The organism is Rhizomicrobium sp., from assembly GCF_056722145.1.
Window position 1 is genome coordinate 1 of the sequence record NZ_JBWZET010000166.1, and the last position, 3,564, is coordinate 3,564.

Genomic DNA, 3,564 nt, shown 5'->3' on the forward strand with positions numbered 1-3,564 from the left:
AAGCCTCGATCTGCCGGATCGGTATCGCCGGGTTCAACGCCTGCCGGGCGATCGCCACCAAGTACAATGACACGCCCGAAAAGGCCTCGCGCCCTTACGACAAGGATCGCGACGGCTTCGTCATGGGTGAAGGCGCCGGCGTGGTGATGCTCGAGGAATACGAGCACGCCAAGGCGCGCGGCGCCAAGATTTACGCCGAAGTGAAGGGCTATGGCCTGTCGGGGGATGCCTATCACATCACCGCGCCGTCGGAAGACGGCGAGGGCGGCTTCCGCGCCATGCAGATGGCACTGAAGCGCTCCGGCCTGGTGCCGGCCGACATCGATTACGTCAACACCCATGGCACGTCGACGATGGCCGACGGCATCGAGCTTAGGGCGGTGGAACGGCTGTTCGGCGATGCGGCTCCCGGCAAAGCGGTGTCGTCGACCAAGTCGGCGATCGGCCATCTGCTCGGGGCGGCGGGCGCGGTGGAGGCGATCTTCGGCATGCTCGCCATGCGCGACGGCATCATTCCGCCGACGCTCAACCTCGACAACCCCGATGTCGAAACGCGGATGAATCTGGTTCCGCATACGGCGTTGAAGCGCGAGGTGAAGGCGGTGATGTCGAACTCGTTCGGGTTCGGCGGCACCAACGCCTGTCTGATTTTGACGCGTCCGGAATAGTCTTTTTTGGCCCGGGCGTAGGGTAGGGGGCCATGAAGAAATTTCTGGTGTTTTTGTTCCTCGTCGCACTGATCGTCGCCGGCGTCGTGGAATGGGGCTATGCGGCGTTCACCGCACCGGGACCGGCCGCCAAGTCCGGCGTTGAAACCGTCGTGATGATCAAGCCGGGCGTCGGCCTCAAGGGCGTGGCCCAGGCGCTGGCCTCGGCCGGCGTGATCGAGCATCCCGAAGTCTTCCAGGCCGGCGTGCGCGTGCTCGGCAAAGGACCGCTGCTCAAGGCCGGCGAATACGCTATTCCCGCGCGCGCCTCGATGCAGGCGATCATGTCGCTGCTGATCGAAGGCAAATCGATCGCCCACAAGGTGACCGTCGCCGAAGGCCTGACCAGCCAGATGGTCTACGATCTCGTCAAGGACGACGAGGCGCTGGCGGGGGCGCCCGGTGCGGTGCCGCCGGAAGGCAGCCTGTTGCCCGAGACCTATCTCTTCCAGCGCGGCGACACGCGGGCCCAGCTCCTCGCCAAGATGAAAAAGGCGCAGTCGGAGCTGATCGACCGGCTGTGGGACACGCGCGCGCCCGGTTTGCCGATCAAGAGCAAGGAAGAAGCGCTGGTGCTGGCGTCGATCGTCGAGAAGGAAACCGGCATCGCCGCGGAGCGTCCGCATATCGCCTCGGTGTTCATGAACCGGCTCAAGATCGGCATGAAGCTCGAGAGCGATCCGACCATCATCTACGGCATCACCAAGGGCTATCCGATCGGCCGGCGGCTGCTGGCGTCGGAAGTTCACGGCGCCACGCCCTACAACACCTACGTCATCGCCGGCCTGCCGCCGCAGCCGATCTGCAATCCCGGCAAGGATGCCATCGCCGCGGTGCTGCATCCGGCGGCGACCAAGGACCTCTATTTCGTCGCCGACGGAACCGGCGGCCACGTCTTCGCCGACAACATCGACGACCAGACGAAGAACGTCCTCAAGTGGCGAAAGATTCATCTCAAGGGCGAGAAATAGTTTTCTGCCCCCGCGCGCGCGGCGCGCTTTCTCCGCTCGCACGTAGAGCGTGGGGGAAGTCCGCGCCCTGCGCGGAAAGGGGGCTCCAGCATCGCGCGAAATGCCCCCTTTGGCGCTGACGCGCGCTCGTACGCGGTCGCTTCTCGATCCCCCACACTCGACGTGCCGGTGACGGACATCGCCTCGCGCGCGGGGGCAGAAAGAAGTAAGGTCCGCTCGATTCTGGAGGCGGAACCATGGCCCTTGTCAGCATGACCGGATTTGCCGAGGGGCGTGGCGGGCTCGATAGCGCGCGTTGGCGCTGGGAAGCACGCAGCGTCAATGGCCGCGGCCTGGAACTGCGCTTGCGCCTGCCGCCCGGCTTCGAAGCGATCGAACCGGCGGCGCGGACGCTGGCGACCAGCCGCTTCAAGCGCGGCAACATCCAGGCCTCGCTCAACTACGATCCCGGCGCCAGTGCGCGGGGCCTTCGCATCGATGCGGCGGCGCTGGCGGCGGCGGTGAAGATCGCCAAGGAAGTCGCCAGCGAAACCGGCCTGCCGCCGGCCCGTATCGACGGGCTCTTGGCGCTGAAGGGCGTCATCATCCAGGACGAAAGCGTGCTCGCCGACGCCGAAGAACAGGCGGCGCGCGACACTGCCATCCTCAAATCGCTGGCCGAGTGTTTCGATGCGCTGGCCAAGGCCCGCGGGCAGGAAGGCGGCAAGCTCGCCACCGTGCTCGGCGGCCAGATCAGCGAGATCGCGCGCCTGACCGATGCCGCCGCCGCGTGCGCCGCGACCCAGCCGACTGTGATCCGCGACCGGCTGACAGCCCAGCTTGCCGATCTGCTCGCGCCGGGCGCGGTTTCGTCGGAGCGCCTGGAACAGGAAATCGCGCTCATCGCCACCAAGGCCGACATCCGCGAGGAAATCGACCGCCTCGGCGCCCATGTGTCCGAAGCGCGCCGGCTGCTCGCGTCCGGCGATGCCGTCGGCCGCCGTCTCGATTTCCTGGCGCAGGAATTCAACCGCGAAGCCAACACGCTGTGTTCCAAATCGACCGACATCGAACTGACGCGCCTGGGACTTGATTTGAAGACCGCGATCGATCAGTTCCGCGAACAGCTGCAGAATGTCGAGTAAGCCATGACCGTCGAAATCCAACGCCGTGGCTTGATGCTGGTGCTGTCTTCCCCCTCGGGCGCCGGCAAGTCGACGCTGGCGCGCTGGCTGTTGAAAACCGATCCCGACCTGACGATGAGCGTGTCGGCGACGACGCGGCCGCCGCGTCCGGGCGAGATGGACGGCCGCGAATATCATTTCACCGGCGTCGAGGAATTCCTGCGCATGGTGCAGCAGGACGAGTTCCTCGAGCACGCTGTGGTGTTCGGCAATCATTACGGCACGCCGAAAAAGCCGGTGTTCGATGCGCTCGCCGCCGGCCGCGACGTGCTGTTCGACATCGACTGGCAGGGTGCTCAGCAGGTGCGAGCGATTGCGGGCGAAGACATGGTCAGTATTTTTGTTCTTCCGCCGTCGCGAGAAGAACTCGAGCGTCGCCTGCGTGGGCGGGCAGAGGATCCACCGGACGTGATCGCGCTACGAATGTCCAAAGCAGACTCCGAGGTCAGTCACTGGGCGGAATACGACTACGTCATCGTCAATGACGATCTGGAAAAGGCAAAAGCGCAGGTTCGCGCAGTTTTTGAAGTTGAACGCCAGCGAAGGAGCAGATTGAAAGGGCTCCCTTCCTTTGTTGAGAAGCTCCTTCGCGGCACACCCTAGAGCAACGAACATTCAGACGAGATCACGTCGTTCATCTTTCCTCCCCCGCGCCGACAGATCCTTTCACGCCGCACCGCCGTCAAAATAGCGGGGGAGGTGGCGCGAAGCGACGGAGGGGGG

The 3,564-nt window shown here is 64.9% G+C and carries 4 protein-coding genes; all 4 read left to right on the forward strand.

Going from position 1 to position 3,564, the window contains the following annotated elements; genetic code table 11:
- Positions 1 to 668 (forward strand): beta-ketoacyl synthase N-terminal-like domain-containing protein (locus tag AC1P6P_RS08950; protein WP_481402095.1); only part of this gene is annotated, 668 nt, incomplete at its 5' end.
- A 32-nt stretch (positions 669 to 700) separates the two neighbouring features.
- Positions 701 to 1,678 carry an endolytic transglycosylase MltG gene (gene mltG, locus AC1P6P_RS08955; RefSeq protein ID WP_481402096.1) on the forward strand — a complete coding sequence of 326 codons (978 nt, stop codon included), beginning with the start codon at positions 701 to 703 and terminating at the stop codon, positions 1,676 to 1,678.
- A gap of 236 nt (positions 1,679 to 1,914) precedes the next feature.
- Positions 1,915 to 2,802 (forward strand): YicC/YloC family endoribonuclease, encoded by an 888-nt coding sequence (locus AC1P6P_RS08960; RefSeq protein ID WP_481402097.1) that lies wholly within the window; start codon positions 1,915 to 1,917, stop codon positions 2,800 to 2,802.
- A 3-nt stretch (positions 2,803 to 2,805) separates the two neighbouring features.
- Positions 2,806 to 3,444: a guanylate kinase gene (gene gmk, locus AC1P6P_RS08965; RefSeq protein WP_481402098.1), complete on the forward strand. Its 639-nt coding sequence runs from the start codon at positions 2,806 to 2,808 to the stop codon at positions 3,442 to 3,444.
- The last annotated feature ends 120 nt before the right edge of the window (positions 3,445 to 3,564 follow it).

Excerpts from the sequence above, each read along its gene's own strand:
- mltG (WP_481402096.1), top strand. The coding sequence starts at position 701 with ATGAAGAAATTTCTGGTGTTTTTGTTCCTCGTCGCACTGATCGTCGCC.
- AC1P6P_RS08960 (WP_481402097.1), top strand. The coding sequence starts at position 1,915 with ATGGCCCTTGTCAGCATGACCGGATTTGCCGAGGGGCGTGGCGGGCTC.
- gmk (WP_481402098.1), top strand. The coding sequence starts at position 2,806 with ATGACCGTCGAAATCCAACGCCGTGGCTTGATGCTGGTGCTGTCTTCC.